This window comes from Enterococcus sp. DIV0876 (assembly GCF_050529585.1).
Lineage (GTDB): Bacteria > Bacillota > Bacilli > Lactobacillales > Enterococcaceae > Enterococcus_D.
In genome coordinates this window covers 722,677-740,069 of sequence record NZ_CP172882.1, presented here as the reverse complement: position 1 = coordinate 740,069, position 17,393 = coordinate 722,677, and the positions used below count along the sequence as shown (strand labels likewise).

The 17,393-nt window shown below is 41.3% G+C and carries 14 protein-coding genes, 1 tRNA gene and 1 other annotated feature (1 of these 16 running past the window's edge); of the genes, 6 read left to right on the top strand and 9 right to left on the bottom strand.

The annotated features are described in order from the left end of the window. The first annotated feature begins 671 nt into the window (after positions 1-671). A tRNA-Leu gene (locus IGI41_RS03445) sits at positions 672-753 on the top strand. 87 nt (positions 754-840) lie between these two features. On the opposite strand, the gene IGI41_RS03440 is transcribed toward IGI41_RS03445, so the two are convergent. Then, on the bottom strand, positions 841-2,493 hold the full coding sequence (locus tag IGI41_RS03440) for a peptide ABC transporter substrate-binding protein (protein ID WP_430611329.1): 1,653 nt from the start codon (positions 2,491-2,493) through the stop codon (positions 841-843). A gap of 518 nt (positions 2,494-3,011) precedes the next feature. Between IGI41_RS03440 and IGI41_RS03435 the strand changes: the two genes are divergently transcribed. Further along, positions 3,012-3,470 (top strand): DIP1984 family protein, encoded by a 459-nt coding sequence (locus tag IGI41_RS03435; RefSeq protein WP_430611328.1) that lies wholly within the window; start codon positions 3,012-3,014, stop codon positions 3,468-3,470. Positions 3,471-3,737: 267 nt separating this feature from the next. Here the strand turns inward: IGI41_RS03435 and IGI41_RS03430 are convergent, their stop codons facing one another. The 4 genes from IGI41_RS03430 to IGI41_RS03415 all read right to left on the bottom strand — a co-directional run bounded on the left by IGI41_RS03430 (position 3,738) and on the right by IGI41_RS03415 (position 6,964). Continuing rightward, positions 3,738-4,421: an NADPH-dependent F420 reductase gene (locus tag IGI41_RS03430; protein ID WP_430611327.1), complete on the bottom strand. Its 684-nt coding sequence runs from the start codon at positions 4,419-4,421 to the stop codon at positions 3,738-3,740. Then, the gene (locus tag IGI41_RS03425; protein ID WP_430611326.1) at positions 4,414-5,475 is read right to left on the bottom strand and encodes an LLM class flavin-dependent oxidoreductase; all 1,062 of its coding nucleotides are present in this window, start codon (positions 5,473-5,475) and stop codon (positions 4,414-4,416) included. The genes IGI41_RS03430 and IGI41_RS03425 overlap by 8 nt, the downstream gene beginning before the upstream one ends. A gap of 112 nt (positions 5,476-5,587) precedes the next feature. Beyond that, on the bottom strand, positions 5,588-5,983 hold the full coding sequence (locus IGI41_RS03420) for a TIGR02328 family protein (protein ID WP_430611325.1): 396 nt from the start codon (positions 5,981-5,983) through the stop codon (positions 5,588-5,590). Positions 5,984-6,022: 39 nt separating this feature from the next. Further along, positions 6,023-6,964, bottom strand: coding sequence for an NADP-dependent oxidoreductase (locus IGI41_RS03415; RefSeq protein WP_430611324.1), 942 nt, complete (start codon positions 6,962-6,964; stop codon positions 6,023-6,025). 265 nt (positions 6,965-7,229) lie between these two features. On the opposite strand from IGI41_RS03415, the gene IGI41_RS03410 reads away from it, so the two are divergent. Next, positions 7,230-8,309 carry an ABC transporter substrate-binding protein gene (locus tag IGI41_RS03410; RefSeq protein ID WP_430612709.1) on the top strand — a complete coding sequence of 360 codons (1,080 nt, stop codon included), beginning with the start codon at positions 7,230-7,232 and terminating at the stop codon, positions 8,307-8,309. Beyond that, positions 8,310-9,908 (top strand): amidohydrolase, encoded by a 1,599-nt coding sequence (locus IGI41_RS03405; protein ID WP_430611323.1) that lies wholly within the window; start codon positions 8,310-8,312, stop codon positions 9,906-9,908. Positions 9,909-9,982: 74 nt separating this feature from the next. Here the strand turns inward: IGI41_RS03405 and IGI41_RS03400 are convergent, their stop codons facing one another. The 4 genes from IGI41_RS03400 to IGI41_RS03385 form a co-directional block, all read right to left on the bottom strand. After that, complete coding sequence (locus IGI41_RS03400) at positions 9,983-11,419, bottom strand: glycoside hydrolase family 1 protein (protein WP_430612707.1); 1,437 nt, start codon at positions 11,417-11,419, stop codon at positions 9,983-9,985. 33 nt (positions 11,420-11,452) lie between these two features. Continuing rightward, the gene (locus IGI41_RS03395) at positions 11,453-13,312 is read right to left on the bottom strand and encodes a beta-glucoside-specific PTS transporter subunit IIABC (RefSeq protein WP_430611322.1); all 1,860 of its coding nucleotides are present in this window, start codon (positions 13,310-13,312) and stop codon (positions 11,453-11,455) included. Beyond that, positions 13,302-14,159, bottom strand: a complete 858-nt coding sequence (locus tag IGI41_RS03390) for a PRD domain-containing protein (RefSeq protein WP_430611321.1) — start codon at positions 14,157-14,159, stop codon at positions 13,302-13,304. The genes IGI41_RS03395 and IGI41_RS03390 overlap by 11 nt, the downstream gene beginning before the upstream one ends. A gap of 236 nt (positions 14,160-14,395) precedes the next feature. Then, a complete protein-coding gene (locus tag IGI41_RS03385; protein WP_430611320.1) occupies positions 14,396-15,898 on the bottom strand; it encodes a helix-turn-helix domain-containing protein in 1,503 nt (500 codons plus the stop codon). Between the two features lie 244 nt (positions 15,899-16,142). Here IGI41_RS03385 and IGI41_RS03380 point away from each other — a divergent pair, with 244 nt between their 5' ends. After that, positions 16,143-16,289: a hypothetical protein gene (locus IGI41_RS03380; RefSeq protein ID WP_086273707.1), complete on the top strand. Its 147-nt coding sequence runs from the start codon at positions 16,143-16,145 to the stop codon at positions 16,287-16,289. 198 nt (positions 16,290-16,487) lie between these two features. After that, entirely contained in the window at positions 16,488-17,066 is a 579-nt protein-coding gene (locus IGI41_RS03375; protein WP_430611319.1) for an SOS response-associated peptidase, read from the top strand. A 157-nt stretch (positions 17,067-17,223) separates the two neighbouring features. Beyond that, positions 17,224-17,393 (top strand) — a binding site (T-box leader) (it continues 63 nt past the right edge of the window).

Below are 17,393 nucleotides of genomic sequence, written 5' to 3'. Positions count from 1 at the left end.
TGCTCCTCCATGAAAGGATCAGGGGATTTGGTTGTCTTTATTTTTTCTTAATCTTTGTTCCATAAATCGTGGTTGCTTCGTCATACTTTTTTCACATTTGCGGTCTATTATATAGACATACCAACAAACAACCCTAACACTTTTTCATTTTTACTCCTTGCCTGTCAGTCCCCGCTGACAGGCCCTTTTTTATTTCAGCAAATGCCGGCTAATATTTTAGCTATTGCTCATGATTCTATTTCATCTTGAATTCTTCATTTTTTTATAGGATCTTTACCCATTTTTTTTCACATTTACAGGCTATTATATACATATACCAACAAACAACCCTAACACTTTTCATTTTTACTCCTACCCTGCCAGTCCCCGCTGGCAGGGCTCCTTTTTGTTTATAGACAAACAGGTGTCATTTTTAGATCATTGTCTCCAGATGGTCTACTTGTCTTTTAAGTGTGATCGAACCCAAATCTGTTTATTTAGATTGTCTTTGTTTCTTCACTTTTTTATATCATCTTCACCCATCTTTTTTCACATTTGCCAGTTATGATATATGTATACCAACAAACAAACCCTAACACTTTTTCATTTTTACTCCTACCCCGTCAGTCCCCGCTGACGGGGCTCCTTTTTTTCCTTGCATTTCCCTCCCAAAAGATGTATCGTTTTGTTAGGCGGAAGTGGCGGAATGGCAGACGCGCACGCTTCAGGCGCGTGTGAGATTATCTCGTGTGGGTTCAACTCCCATCTTCCGCATTTTACCCACCAAGTGTTTGGTGGGCTTTTTTTATGTCAAAACCCCCTTTTACCAAATGAGATAAAAAGGGGTTTGATATGTGATGTCTACTCACTGACCGACGCTGTGCGGAAAAAGAAATACGCGCCGTAAGCGGGATATTGAATATCTTTGATTGTTGATTTGATCAAGTAATTGGAGGCACTTTGATACAAAGGTACTTGTGCAGCATCTTGATCCAATAAAATTTCTTCAGCTGCTTTATAATCTTCAAAGACTTTGTCTGGATCATTGGCATCGACCGTGCGGGCATTTTCGGTCAGTGTTGTATAGTCTTCACTATCATAGCCGCCATAATTGTAAGAAGAGCCATTCTTGTATAAATTAAAATAAGAATCTAAATCGCTGCTACCGGCAATCCATCCAGACACTGAGAGTTCATAATTGCCATCAGAACGAGATTGGTTCAGGTTGGTTCGGGGTTGTTTATTGATCGTGATCGTCAACCCAGGCAGATTTTCTTGTAACTGGCTTTGCAAGTACTCCCCGATTTTTTGTCCATTGTCATCATCTGTGACCAACAGTTTCAATTCTGTTTTATCGCCGATTTCAGCTTGGGCTTTTTGCCATTCTGCTTGGGCTGCGGACTGATCGAATTGATTGTATTCTCCACTATAGGCACGAAAATCCTCATTTGTATTCGGGTTCGCATATAAGCCGCTTGGAATCAAACCATTCAATGGTTTCGCCCCATCATTCAAAACATCATTTGCCAAACTATCTTTATCGATTGCTAATGAAATGGCTTTGCGGACATGGACATTGGCTAAAGCTGCATTGGCTTTTTTGTTGAAATCAAGGAAATAGTTGGCGATATCATTATGTGTCACCAATTGATCATTGCCTTGATATTGTTGAACATATAGACCACTGACTTTTTGGATATCCAATTCACCGCTTTCGAATAATTGGATACCTGTATTTTCTTCTTTAATAGTAGAACCATTGATTTCATCTAATTTGACCACATCTTTATCGTAATAATTGTCATTTTTGACCATTGTCCATTCAGCACCTGTTTGCTGCCAATCAGTTAAAGCAAAAGGTCCAGAATAAAGCAGGTCTTCACTTGTTTTGGCATAATCATCGCCTTCTTCTTCCACAAATGCTTCATTTTGCGGTGCCAACCAACCAATAGACACGACAGATAGGAAAGACGCTTGCGGCTGGTCTAGCTGCACGACAAAGGTTTGGTCATCTGGTGCTTCTAACCCAATCGTATCGATTGATGCATTGCCTTCCCGGATATCTTTACTATTGACCACATTATCTAGCAAATAGGCATTAGGTCCCATCGTTGCCGGATCCACTAGTTTTTTCCATGCATAGACAAAATCGGCGGCTGTAATTTTTTCACCATTGCTCCATTTGGCATCTTCTCGAATTGTAAAGGTATATGTTTTACCATCTTCGCTAATGTCAACCCCTTCAGCCAATCCTGGTACAGGCTGACTGTCTTCATCAAAACGATACAAGCCTTCAAACAAATGCTGAATGACTGTAAAGGTCACCTTATCCGTTGTTTGCGTTGTATCCAATGTAGTCAGTTCAGCAGGCAGACTCACAGAAATCGTTTGGGCTGCCGTTTCAGTACCAGCACCCGAGGCAGAAGTGTCATTTGAAGCACCTGTTGTAGAACAACCCGCCAATGTAAGAGCCAGCAAACCTGTTGAAACCAATAATCCTTTTTTCCAATTCATTTTCCATTTCCTCCTTAAAATGTTGCTATTTCCGATAATGTATCTCATGAAGGACCAAACTGCTTCTCCGAAAAAACAAAAAAATCCCCATCCCTTTGCTCATCAAAACTGACAAACAAAGGGACGAGAATTTCGTGTTACCACCCTTCTTCGTGTTATTCCACATAACACCTCAACGGTACGTATTCATACCCGGCAAGATAACGGCTGCTTTCCGTTTGATTGGCGTGAACCAGTCAAATCACTCAGAGTTCATCTTCGCTTCTTTGTCTGTTCCCCTTTCTCACCATCCGGGGTCTCTTGCAACAGGCGCCAAAGTTACTCTTCTCTTCAACGTATAGAATCTTCAATTTCTTGTACACTTCACGATTGATTAAAAGTATACTATTGCCGTCTCTTGAAGTCAATGCGATTTGAGAAAATTCTGATAGTTTATCTTTTGATCTTCTTTCTTGCATATCTAGAGTCGATTGCATAGGATAGAAGAAAGAGAATAGAAATAGATGGAGGTTGTTTCAATGAAATTGGCTGAAGCATTATTGTTACGGCGAGATTTAGAAAATCGTTTACAAATTTTACGTGCTGAAATCACTGACAGTGTCCTAGTGCAGGAAGGAGATACTTTAGACCGAAGTGTGACTGATTTATTGGCTGATTATCAAGAAGCCAGCCAGCAATTAGATGAGATCGCCCGCCAAATCAACCATACCAATGCGACAACACCATTGGTAGATAGCGATATTTCATTGGTCGATGCCCTCTCGCAACGGGAACGCTTACGTCAAAGCCACGCATTGTACACACAGATTCTTGCGTCTGCTAAAACTGGACCGCGAATGGGACGCAATGAGATTCGCTATATCCGGACGATCGATACCCAAGAAATCACCAAATGGCTGAACCAAACTGCACAAAGTTTGCGACAGATCGATGGTCAAATCCAACAAACCAATTGGTTGACTGATCTAACACAATAATTACTTGGGTGGGATGTCAAAGGCGAGCACACAGCAGGTACAGGCTAATATGTACACCATGGACGTCTGGCAGGGACGCGTATTCAGCAATCACTGCTTCATCATCACAAGCGTATCCATTACACCTATTTTTTAACGACCACGTGCTGATTTGACGGTTGGGATCCTCTTTGCCTTTATGTGTAAAGGTGAAGAGGTGTATTTTTTTTCAAAAAAATCTCCCTAACCATCCATCACTTGCATGGACATTAGGAAGAATCGGTTGAGTTAAAGGGGCGCGCGTTGTGCGTGAAAGGCTTGGCCTTTTTCGCTATGATCAAAATCATTGATCAATTGCTGTAACTTATTTGCTGTTTCATTTGCACCAAACAAAGGGCTGCCTGGTTCCAACATAAGTCCATTGGCTAACGAGCCAATCAATAATGGATCAAACCCAAAATCTTTAACGATCTGCGCGACCTTTGCGACCGCTTCTGACTGATCACCAGCAACAGCGATGGCTTTGACCTCGGTATCGCCAGCAAAAGAAGACACAGCTTGAATATCGTGATAGCCCATATGATTGAACGCTTTGACTACTTGACTGTAAACAAAATACTGTTGTACGCGCTCTGAAGAAGTCGCTTCTATTGTCGAAAAGACTTCATCTTTGCCGTCGACCTCCCACCAATAGTTCATTGCATCAATGATGATTTTCCCTCTAAAGGCCTCAGGATCCAACTGTTGGTATTTACTCAAGGGAATCGCCAATACAATCGTTTCTGCTTGTGCGATTACTTCCTTAACAGACAACGCTTTGGCTCCCGGTGCCAAAACCGACACCGGCAATGCCAGCTGTTCTGCTGTTTTTCGACTGGCAATCAGCACATCGTAACCAGCTTGTGCACCGATATTGGCTAATGCCAAGCCTAGCTTGCCAGCCCCTATAATGCCAATCGTTTGCTTAGCCATTTTGACCACCAGCTTGCAGTAATTCTTTCACACGGGGGATGACTTTCGTACCGTACAATTCGATCGTGCGAAAACGATCTTTTTGTAACTGACCACCCGTACCGTAAACCAAATCAAAGCGCTCCACGCCTACTTGCGGCATCATACGCGCAATTTTTTGGGCCACGGTTTCTGGACTGCCAACATAATAAGACCCATGTTCAACTTCAAAATCAAAACGCTCTTTGCTCATTTCTGGCCATCCGCGATCCAAGCCAATCTTATCCATGCTCTTTTTGATGTAGTTCCAGCCAATTTCGTAGGCTTCTTCATCTGTATCTGCAATCACACCGTGGGAGTGCATCCCGACAGGTAAAATCGGTTGGCCCAACTGTTGGGCTGCTTTTTTGTACAGATCGACATACGGTGCAAAACGAGCCGGTTCTCCGCCAATGATCGCCAACATTACTGGAAAGCCATAGCGGACAGCGCGAATGATCGATTCTGGGGTACCACCGACCCCAACATAGGTATCTAATTGGTGTCCTTCGATTTTTGGATAGACTTCCGCTTGTTGCAAGGATTGCGTGAACTTGCCTTCCCAAGTTAATGGTACACCTTTCCTCAATTCACTGAACATCGCCGTTTTTTCTTCAAATAATTCTTCATAATTTTGCAAGTCATAGCCGAATAAGGGGAAAGACTCAGTGAAGGAACCCCGACCTAGCATGATTTGTGCTCGGCCATTCGACAAGGCATCCACGGTAGCAAAACGTTCATAGACTCTGACTGGATCATCAGAACTTAGTACTGTCACACCTGTGCCTAATTTGATGCGTTTGGTGACCATTGCCAAAGCAGCTAAGACTGTATCTGGACTTGAGATCGAATACTCTTCTCGATGATGTTCGCCGAGTGCAATCACATCGATTCCAGATGCATCTGCCAATTGTCCTTCTGCCACAATATTGCGCAAAGATTCTCCATAACTAAGTCGTTGACCTGATATATCATCAAAAGCCAGATCACCAAAAGTATCTAACCCGAATTCTACTGCATTGCTGTTGATCGTCATATTGATTTCCTCATTTCTCATTTCTTATCTATCACTACTATAGCAACAAATCATTGTGGGTGCGAACAATATGCTTACTTTTAGTAAGAACCCTGCAACAAAAAAACTTTCCCTATGATAGCGGAAAGTTTTGCTGTTCGTTGCTCGTAAGAAAAATGCCTTTACGAGCGAGGTTTAATCGGCACTCTTCCAGATAATCTGCATCATGCTCTGGATAGATTGGCAAACTTAAAGGGACGGCGTGTATCTCCACCTCAGGCGGCAGATTTTTGCCGCGATATCTGGGGTCATGCCATTCAGGGGCTGGCCGATAACCGCGCTTTTCCATTTCTGCCATGATCAACTCATGGTATTGATACAATTTATAAGGTGGATGCGTAAAAACATAATCCACCGTTGCGTGTTTCTTGCCCCATCCGCCTCCACGCAGAGCAGCTACTTCACGATGCTGTCCCAATAATTGTTGACGAGGCAAAGAACCAATCATTGCTTCATGCCATAAACGCATAGCGCAACCCTCTTTTCTCATTGTCTTTGCCAGATACGCTCACTGATTGTCGATCACGATTTTGCCGACTGCATGGTGGGTTTCGCTAAGCGCATGGGCATCATAAATCCCTTGTGCAGTTAAAGGGAATGTCGCACCGATCACACTTTTGACTTCCTCTGCCTCAATCAATGCCGCGAGTTCTTTCAACTGTTCGCCGTTGGTTCTAAGCCAAATGGCTTTGGCTACGATTTCTTTTTCTTTCCCCGCTGCTTCATCTTCAACACTTAGTACAGTGATCAACCGACCTTTTGGTTTCAACACTGTATAGCTTTTACGTTGTACCTCGCCACCCATTGTATCAAAGACCAAATCAATATCTGTCAATATGGTTTCAAAGTCAGTTGTATGATAATCAATGACTTCATCCGCCCCTAAAGAACGCAACAATTCATGGTTGCGTTGACTTGCAGTCGTAATGACATACGCTCCTGCAGCTTTGGCTAATTGGATCGCATAGGTGCCCACACCCCCAGCACCAGCATGGATCAAGACTTTCTCCCCTGCTTCTAGATGCCCATGTTCAAACAAAGCCTGATAAGCTGTCAAACCAGCCAATGGTACAGCTGCAGCTTCAGTAAAGGTCTGATTCTCTGGTTTTAATGCTGCCAATGTTGCATCAACAATCGCATAATCCGCATAGGTGCCAAAAGGGGTTGTATCAGGGCGTGCATAGATGGCATCACCAACTTTGAATGTTGTCACAGCTGATCCTAATTCGACTACTTCACCTGCGATATCCCAACCCAGAATGATAGGGAAATGCCAGGGAAACATTTGTTTCAAATAACCTTCACGTAATTTCCAGTCGATTGGGTTAATAGACGTTGCAGCTGTTTTAACCAAAATTTGGTCAGCTTCCAACGCTGGCAGCTGGACAGTTGCCTCTGTTAATTCTTCTTTGCCGCCATAAGCGTTGATCACGATTGCCCGTGTATTCATTGATTGATCCACTCCTTATTGAATAGCAAAAAAGAGAATGAAAAGAAAAACATCTCCTCTTTGCCTTTGTTCTTTTAGCTTAGGCATAAACGATTATTTTGACAAATCATTTGATTGATAATGAGAGAAACATTGCTGTTTTTTAACAAAAAACTAGCCTTTTTAGCGGATATTTTTCACATTGATTTTTTTGTTGCCTTTTTTATCTAAATCAGCTAATCTACTCAAGAAAAACAAAAACAAAGTGAAAGAAGGAATTGATGAATTGAAAAGGTTGTGGGTGTTTTTCGGTGGGATCGTTGGGATCTTATCGTTATTGTTTGTGGGAACGACTGTATTGACGAAGGAATCAGGGGCGACATCTTCTTCTGACCCTAACACGTTGATCATTTATAATTGGGGAGAATATATCGATCCCGATTTAATCAAAAAATTTGAAGATGAGAGTGGTTACTCTGTTATCTATAATACATTCGATTCAAATGAAGCAATGGAAACAAAAGTCAAACAAGGGGGTACCCGCTACGATCTGATTTTTCCGAGTGAATCGATCATACCAAAAATGATCGAAGAAGGATTGCTGCTGCCTTTGGATCACAGCAAATTAACAGGTACCAAAGATTTATCCACTTTTTTGATGGATCAGTCCTTTGATCCTGATAATAGGTACTCTATCCCTTATTTCTGGGGCACGATCGGTATCATGGTCAACACCGAGGACATCGATCCAACCTTGATCAAGGGCTGGTCTGACCTTTGGAACCCAGCTTTCAAAAATGATCTTTTAATGGTAGATGGTGCTAGGGAAACATTAGGACTTGCTTTACAAGTATTAGGTGATTCCCAAAATGAAAAAGACCCAAATAAAATCGCTGCTGCTGTTGAAAAACTGAATGATTTGCGTCCTAACGTCAAAGCCGTTTTAACTGATGAAATCAAAACACTGATGATCAACCATGACGCAGCCATCGGCATTGGCTATTCTGGTGATGCCGCCTATGTAATGGCGGAAAATCCTGCGGTTGAATATGTCGTACCAAATGATGGCGGCGCAATTTGGACCGACAACTTTGCGATCCCAAAAACGGTGGGCAATAAAACAGGCGCCTATGCATTCATCAACTTCATGTTGCGCCCCGATAATGCTGCCCAAAATGCTGAGTATGTCGGCTATGCCACACCAAGTGAAACGGCCAAACAAATGCTGCCTCGTGAATTAACGGAAGACAAAGCCTTTTATCCTGATTCGAGCGCCATGGATCTAATGGAACATTATGCCTATTTAGGCAAAGAAACCGTGGAGTACTACAATGACTTTTTCTTAGAATGGAAGTTGGGATTATAAATGACTATGTTACTTCAATCCAATCATATTTTTGATACCAGTACACAGACGACCTTCGCTGGTTACTTACTGATTGAAAACAATCGAATCATTGATCGCGGGAGACGTGATCAACTGCCGCAAAAATTGCCGCTTGATACGGAGATCATTGATGTTCAAGATCAGATGGTCATTCCTGGGCTGATCGATGCACATGTGCATTTCTATTTGTCCGCACTTCTTCATCAAGGTGCGTTGACCCATATCACAGGTTTGACTGAAGAAGCAATCGCCCGTCAAGTGCCGTCGATCCCTATAAAGCATGGCTGGAAAATCGGCATTGGCTGGTTCAGCAGTGATTTTGGTCAACAAATCTACCCGACAAAAGCCAGTATCGATCATTATTGTTCAGATATTCCAGTGATGCTGATTGCTGGCGATGCCCATAGTATTTGGTTAAATAGTTGTGGCATCGAAGCGCTTGGCATCACGCCGGAAACATTGCCGCTTGGCATCAGTGGTGAAGCATTGATAGAAAACGGTAGATTGACAGGGTGTTTTCTAGAAGCGATCGCTATCCATTATTTAGCAGAAGTCTTACAAGTCTTTCAGCCTGAGAGTCCAGCTGCTTTTCTTGATTATATGCAGCAGCTGAATCAATATGGTATCACAACAATCGGTGATGTGGCATTGACTGGGGAAAGTTGGGATGACTTGGTCTATCCAGCTTTATATAACAAAACGGAAGCCAAAGCCACTGTACGTACCGTTTTCTACCCTGCAATGCGGGAAGATACGACAATGTTGCAACAATGTTATCAACGATTCCGTTCCGAAAAAGTCCAAATGGGCGGCGTCAAGCAATTCTTTGACGGTGTCACCAGTACCCACACTGCTTACTTGAAGGCTAGTTACGAAACCCCTTATTTTGAAGGGGACGTTGGGATGCCTTTGATCGATGTGGAACGGATGCGTCAGCTGATTTTGGCTGCCAATCAACAAGACTGGCCGATGCGGATCCACACCATTGGCGATCAAGCGATCCAGCAAGCACTCCTATATTATCAAGAAAGTGCCGCAGTCCATCCGCTTTCTGCTGGCAAGTCCAATACTTTGGAGCATTTGGAAGTGATGGATGCGACAGATTTACCATTAGTTGCACAGGATCAATTGGTGCTCTCTGTCCAGCCTAGTCACCTGCTGGTGGGTTGGGAAACCTTAGAAGAAGAAGTAGGGGAAAAACGGGCAAAACAAATGTTTCCTTTCCGCTCTTTCTTGCAGCAAGGTGCAACGCTTGCATTTGGCACAGATACGCCAGTCGTCATCGATGTGACGCCATTGGATTCCATATACTATGCCGTGTCTCGCAGCGAAAAAAGCGGTCAGCCTGCAGGTGGACTCATGCCAGCAGAAAAAATCACCATTGCAGACGCACTCTATGCCCATACCGCAGGAGCTGCCAAAGCACTGAGCCGCCAAGACATCGGTGGACTTCAAATCGGTCAATTGGCAGATATTTGTATCTTATCTGAAAACATCTTACCGTTATCTCCAGAGGCGTTATTACACGTAACGATCAAAGGAACAATTTTTGATGGTACGTTTGTATATAACGGGTAATCTGCGAATAATTTTTATATCAAAACAAAAAGGAACCAATCCAATGGTTCCTTTTTTTGTCTTCCTATTCTCGACTAGGCTTCAAGCCCATTGTGTTTGATCACTTGTTGATACCAAGAAAAACTGTCTTTTTTCTTGCGGGCTAAAGTTCCAGTACCATCGTCATATTTATCCACGAAGATAATCCCATAGCGTTTTTTCATTTCACCGGTCGATGCACTGACGATATCTACAGCGCTCCAAATCGTATAACCAATCAAATCAACACCATCTTCAATCGCTTTTGCCATTTCAGCAATATGTTTTTGTAAATAATCGATACGGTATTGATCATGGATTTGACCATCAGCAGCAATTTCTTCGGATACACCGATTCCATTTTCAACGATCATCAATGGCAATTGATAGCGGTCATAGATGTCGTTCAATGCAATCCGCAAGCCCACAGGATCAATCATGGCATTCCACTCGGTCTGTTCTAAATAAGGATTGTTGACACCAGAACCACCAATCATGCTATGACCATTCTTTGTCACATTGTCATCCGCAGACACACATAAGGTCAAATAATAACTGAAAGTATAATAATCGACTGTGCCTTTCGCAAGAATTTCTACGTCATCAGGTCCAAAGACAATGTCAAACCCATTGTCAGCAAAATACTTTTTGGCATAGTATGGATATTTCCCTGTTACTTGTACATCCCCGCAAAATTTTGAATGCATATTTTCTTCTTGTTTCGCCAACAAGACGTCATTCGGATGACAGGTATAAGGATAGCGAGGCATATAAGAAATCATACAACCAATCTGCAACTCAGGATAATGTTCATGGGCATAGGCCACCACTTTGGCACTTGCAATAAATTGGTGATGCAATGCTTGGTAACGCAATTGGATATTGTCCGGTTGATCAATAAATGAAGCTTCGCCAACTTGCAAACCCAATGAAAGAAAATTACCGATCGATAAGGTTGCTGTGTTGATTTCATTGAAGGTGATCCAGTATTTGACTTTTTTCTGATATCTTTCAAATAAAACCATCGCATAACGGGTATAAAAATCAATCACTTCTCGACTACCCCAACCATTGTAGACTTTGCTCAAATGCGCTGGTACATCAAAATGGGCAATCGTCACAATGGGTTCAATGTCATACTTAAGGCAAGCATCAAAGACGCGGTCATAAAAATTCAACCCCTCTTCATTTGGTGTTTCATCATTCCCATTTGGGAAAATACGCGTCCAGTTGATCGACATCCGGAATGCTTTAAACCCAGCTTCAGCGAAAAGCGCGATGTCCTCTTCATAATGATGATAAAAATCTGTCGCTTCATGACTTGGATATAAACGATCTTCTTCGATCGTTGGTGTGATCTGACGAGAAGTTGTATGGCTGCCGCCACTGATTAAATCGGCACAAGCCAGACCTTTCCCCCCCTCTTTATAACCACCTTCATATTGATTGGCAGCAGAAGCGCCGCCCCATAAAAAACCTTTTGGAAAATTCATCTTGGTCTCATCCATCCTTTCTCTTCCATTTACTTAAAATACGGCAAGCAGTTGATCCCCAGCCTGCACATCTTGATGCGCTGCTAATGCAACAACATCCAAAAAGTTTATCGTATTCGTTACTGTGATCATCACTGTATCTTCATAACCGGCTAGCGCAATCTTGGCTGAGTCAAAATGCAGCAATGCTTGACCCGTCACAAAGGTGTCTCCCTCATTGACCTGACGGCTAAAGCCATCTCCTTGCATGTTGACAGTATCGATACCTATATGGATCAGCAATTCAATACCCTCATTACTTGTGATCCCGATGGCATGATTACCCGGAAATACTGCAGTTACTTTCCCGGTAAATGGTGCTGCAATCGTGTCATCTTGCGGTTTTACAGCGGCACCTTTGCCTAATGCAAGAGAAGCGAACGCTTGATCGTTGGTTTCAGATAACGGTATCACTGCGCCTTGTAATGGAGATAAGACGATTTTTTCGATAGCAGTACTTTGATCTGTCGCTGCTTCGATGGATTCATTGGTTTCAGGTGCTGCGGGTTCTGTGACTGGTGCTACGTTATTGTTGGGGAAATCACTATCTTTCACCATAAACCATGTATAGGCAAAGGCAATTGCAAAGGTAATCAAAGAACCAATCGTTGCATGCAATACACTGCTATAAGAAGGCAATGCGACGAAAGAAGCAATGACAACTGGCGTATTGATTTTCATCAAACCAAAATAAAGTCCACCGACTGCCCCTCCCAAGATCATCCCTACGATAGGCTTTTTCAGGCGCAATGTCACACCGTATAAGGCAGGTTCAGAAACACCCATCAAAGCAGTGATTGCTGATGAGAAACTAACTTGTTTAAATTCTGCATCTTTGGCTTTGATACCCGCTGCCAAACAAATTGCTGCTTCAGCTGCCAACCCTAATAACATTCCTGGCACGATCAAATCATCATAGCCATAAGAAGCCAAAGAGGTCAAAAGAATCGGTGTCAAAGTTGTATGCATCCCCGTCATAACCAGTAATTGGGCAAAAGCCCCCATAAATAATACAGCCAACGGCCCAAAGTTGTTGGTCAAAAAATTTAAAAATTGAGATACATAGTTCCCGATTGTTACCCCTAATGGACCCACAAATAATAATGCAAATGGTGTGATCACAATAATCGCGATCAACGGACGTAAAATAAACTTCACACTATTAGGTAAAATGCGATCAGCGAAGCGATATACATAAGACATTAACCAGACTGTTAGTAAGACAGGCAAAACGGACGCACTGTAACTTACGTTTGGTACAGTCATCCCAAAGAAGGTGATTCCACCTTCTTGACTCAACAATGTCGTCAGTCCTGGCATCACAAAAATCCCACCAACATAACTACCCAAGAATGGATCGATTTTCAACCGTTTTGCCACTGAATTTCCTAAATATATAGGAATAAAAAAGAACGCTGCTTGTGATACTTGATATAAAACTAGATAGGTATCATCCGTTGCTGCTAAAATACCCGAAAGTTCTAATAAAGATAAGACAACTTGGAGCATTCCCCCAGCAGCAATGATTGCAATCATCGGTGTGAAACAGCCGGCAATAAAATCCAATAAACGGGAAATCACTGAGTTGCTATTTGAAGACGCATCAGCTGCCGTTTCTGTCACAGGCAATTGCGCATAAACACTTGATACATCTGGACCAATAATGACTTGGTATTGACCATTTCCTTGGACAAGACCTGTAACACCTTTTAATTGTTTGATGCCTTCGCTGTCGGCTTTTTTGTCATCCGCTAACGTAAATCTTAAACGTGTGGCACAATGGGTCACATGCTGAATGTTTTTACCACCACCGACTTTTTCATAAATATCATTGGCTAATTGTTTATAATCCATGATTTTTCTCCTTCTCTCCTTGCTCCGTCAATTTCTGGATATGGAGGGATAAATATATTTCTTCATTTTCTGAAATCGTAATATCGTAGGTATTTTTTATATAGATTTTTATTTTAGACACACAGTGAAAAGCCTGTGGATACATCTTTTCGATTTGTTGATATAAAGAAGATTCTTCATAACCAGGCATTGTATGATTGATCACGTTCTGTGCAAAATAATGCAGATGTGTCACAAAACGGGAATAGTGAAAACTGTTTTCGTCAAAATTTTGTTTATACTCATACTTAACGATCGTCAATACATCTTCAATAAATTTGGCGATTTTATTCGTGACAGTCATGTCTTTCTTTTTTGATTGAACATTTACAAAATGCAAAGCAATCGATATCGCTTCTTCAGTCGGCACTTCGATTGCCAATTCTTTTTCTAATAATTGGACAGCATAGACACCAATTGCATACTCATCGGGATAAAAACGTCTAACATCCCATTGCAACGGACTATGAAAGGTCATGTGCTGTTTGATACGATGGACAGTAAAATCAATGTGATCCAACAACGTCAAATAAATATAATCACTGATAGCCAATTGATAATTTTGTTTCGCATAGGCCACGATTTTTGCCACGATTGCCACATAACGTGGATCAGTTTTTCCTAATTGGTAGCTGAAATGTTCCAACATCGCATGGGTATCAAGCACAAAGATTTTTTCAAAGTCTTGCTCTTCTACATCATCTCCTACTTTTTTATTGAAGCTGATGCCTGTCGAAAAGCCAATGATTTCGTTGCTGCCTTTTTTCAATAAGACAACATTATTATTTAAAAATTTTTTTATTTTCATGGTTTCCTCCAAAATTGACGCATAAAAAACCCCATACTCCGCCCATGGCAGAATATGAGGTTTGCCTGCTTATTCAGTAACACGCCTCTTGGTTACAGCCCTTCTGTAACCGTTATCTCATTTACATCGCTATCATAGCACTTCAAAAAAAACTTGTCAAATAGATTTTGATAAACACATCTTTCACAACCACAAGAAAAATCATGACCGCCAAAAAGTTGTATTGCAAAAATCGATTATCCATCAGTTCTTGATGTATTCATTAATAAAAATTTTTCTCTGATTCGGACATTGATTTCCTGTAATAGCCGGTTCCAGTCGTTGGCATCTGGAATTGCTTGGAACAGTATCGCGGGCTGTCCGACCAATAAGTCATCCATATATTCACTATAATTGGTCACTACCAAATCAATCTTATTTTCTTTGATATAAGCATGATCGAGTTCTAGTGCATTCGGAAAATATAAGGTCTGGAATCGGCCTAAATACCTAATTGCGGTTGATTGGATATTTTGACAAACAATTGCATTTCCTTCCAATAGAAATGCAATCGTACGAAACTGTTCCCAATACAGTTCTTTCAAAGAGTCTATATACAAAACCATTAATACTGCACAATTTTCATAGGAAGTTTTTCCACCAGTGATTTGCTTTCCATATTCTTGAAAAAAAACACGATATTTTGCCAGTTGTTGGGGAAAATTAGCTGCCACTGAATCATGAATATCTCCAATCGTTTGATTTGCCGCCGGTGTAAGCTGTTCTCTCATATAGAGCGTGGTAAAAAAAGACCGAATGAAAAGTAAATCTCGTGTTTTGTTCGGACTATTTGGTTCTATTTCCGTCAAAAATAAAGCCGCAGCTTCAGTGATTGACTCATTTGGTTGATTCTCAGCAACGAATAAGGCTTCTCCTGCTTCATCAATCAAAGAGCGACGACTCATCATCAAAACATACAAAAACAATAATTCTGTTTCAGGTAATTTCACACCAATCTTTTCTTCAATCGTTCGATTGATTGTTTCGAAGGAACGAAACGAAGCTTGCGTATACATTCTTTGCAAATAATGACTGTTCATACTAATCTGAGACCCATTCATATAGCGTTCGATCGTGATATAGACTGTATATATGAAATCTCCTAAAGAAATACTAGGATAAGTTGAAAAAAAATGTTCTTTTTTTAAAGTAAAGGCTACCTGCTGAACAGCCACCGACGGTTGAATCGTATGCGGTGTGATCTCGGATTCATAGTAAAAGTCATGAAAAAAACACCGAATTGCCGCTTCATCTCCTATTAAATCGACAGGATTTAACGACAGTGAGACTGCATAAGGCGTCAACACATTTTGACAATTTTTAACATAACGTATCAAGCTGCTCTCCGAAATATGCAGTTGTTCAGACCATTCCCCTAAACTTTTTATTTCGTGATAAAAAATGCCTTCAATCATTTTAAATAACGGTTCATCCGTGAGCAACGCTCTTTTTCTTTCCAGGTAAGCAACTGCATTAGGTTTGAATGTATTGTATCCAAAAGGCGTTGCTTCAATGTAAAAAGTGCCAGCAAATCTCTCTCTAATCTCTGTGATATCAGCCACGATCGTGCGAGAACTACTTGCAGTAAGCAATGCCAACTCTTTTGTTGATTGATTTGCAGACCGTTCAAAGGCATTCAAAATTTTTAACCAACGAATTGTTTCTTTGTTTGTAATAAAACGTAGCTGAAAATCTTTCATCACTTGTCACCTTTCTTATTTGGATGCGCATATATCTAAATCCAGTCAAATCTACACTTTTATTTTTATTATACGCGTTTTTTCTTCTCCTGAATGAAAAGAAGACCTAGCATCAGCCAACAGATAAGCATATTTTTCGTGATTTTTGCAAAAAAATAACGTTTTAATAACAATTTTCTCATAACCACTTGAATGAAAGCGCTAATTTTGTTATTATTACATCATTGAAGGAGGTGCTTACTAAATGTATGCAATCAAAATCTTCCATGGTTATCTCACGCCACAAGGCAAACGAACCCGCGATAAATCTATCGCTCTTACATACAAACGTAAGGAAGAAGCCGAGCGCTTTGCTGATAAAATTGGCGGGAGAGTGAAAAAAATTGGATAGCCAAATAGAGTAAAAAAAGGGAGCCAACCGAAAAAGTTGACTGCCTTTTTTGTTTTTTATTTTTTGTAGTCTATTGAAAATGAATAACAAAATTGAAGCATTACACCGGCAAGCAAATCATTGGTAAAAAACGAAAGATACTCGCTATACTGAAACAAACACTTTCCCAATCTATCAAAGAAAAGGAGTGAATGTGCGATGTGCGGAAGATATTTGTTTGATCCTGCTACTGGTGCTTTGGCCGCCTATTATCAAGAAGCTGCTGCAAAAGCCAGAAAAAAACAGCAAGTTATTGCCGTCAATGAAGTTTTCCCTTCGAATCATGTGGTGACCCTAGGTGCCAATCGGCAGCAAGAAATCGTAAGCGGTGTGACAAAATGGGGATTTACTGGATTCAGAAAAGGACATTTGATGATCAATGCCCGCGCTGAAACAGTTGAAACCAAAAAGACGTTTCAAGCGTCCTTTCAGCAGTTTCGGTGCGTGTTTCCCATGTCTGGATTTTATGAATGGAATCACGACAAAGAAAAATATTACTTTTCCAGCAACGATCCGCTCTATGTCGCTGGGTTTTACCGTATATTACAACGAGAAGACCGCATCGAGACAGAATCGATTATTTTGACGACAAACCCAAATGATTCAGTCGCAGCGATTCATGACCGTATGCCGCTATTGGTTGATCAGCCGCATATTACTTCTTGGATCAATGACCTATCTTTTGCACGACATTGGCTGCAAGCCGATATGCCCATGCTCCAAGTTGCAAAAGTATAGCGTACTTTCGACGATGCCTTTGATCAATAAGGACTCCCGCGTTTCCAGTCCATCTCCATCTGTTATTTGGTATTTTTTTACATTCGTGATTGCTATCCCCTATCACAAAAAGAATTGACAATTGAACATTTATGCTCTAAGATACTATTAATTTCATAGAGATGCAGTGAAAAGAAGAGTACGGTTGTTTTTTCTTGATAGAGAATTCGTGGTTGGTGGAAACGAATAAGAAAAAGAATCAGAAGATGGTCTTTGAGCATTTACGGACGAATAATCCGTAACGGAGAAAGCCCGATAGCGCAATACAGTTTGTTCAAACGAACTGAC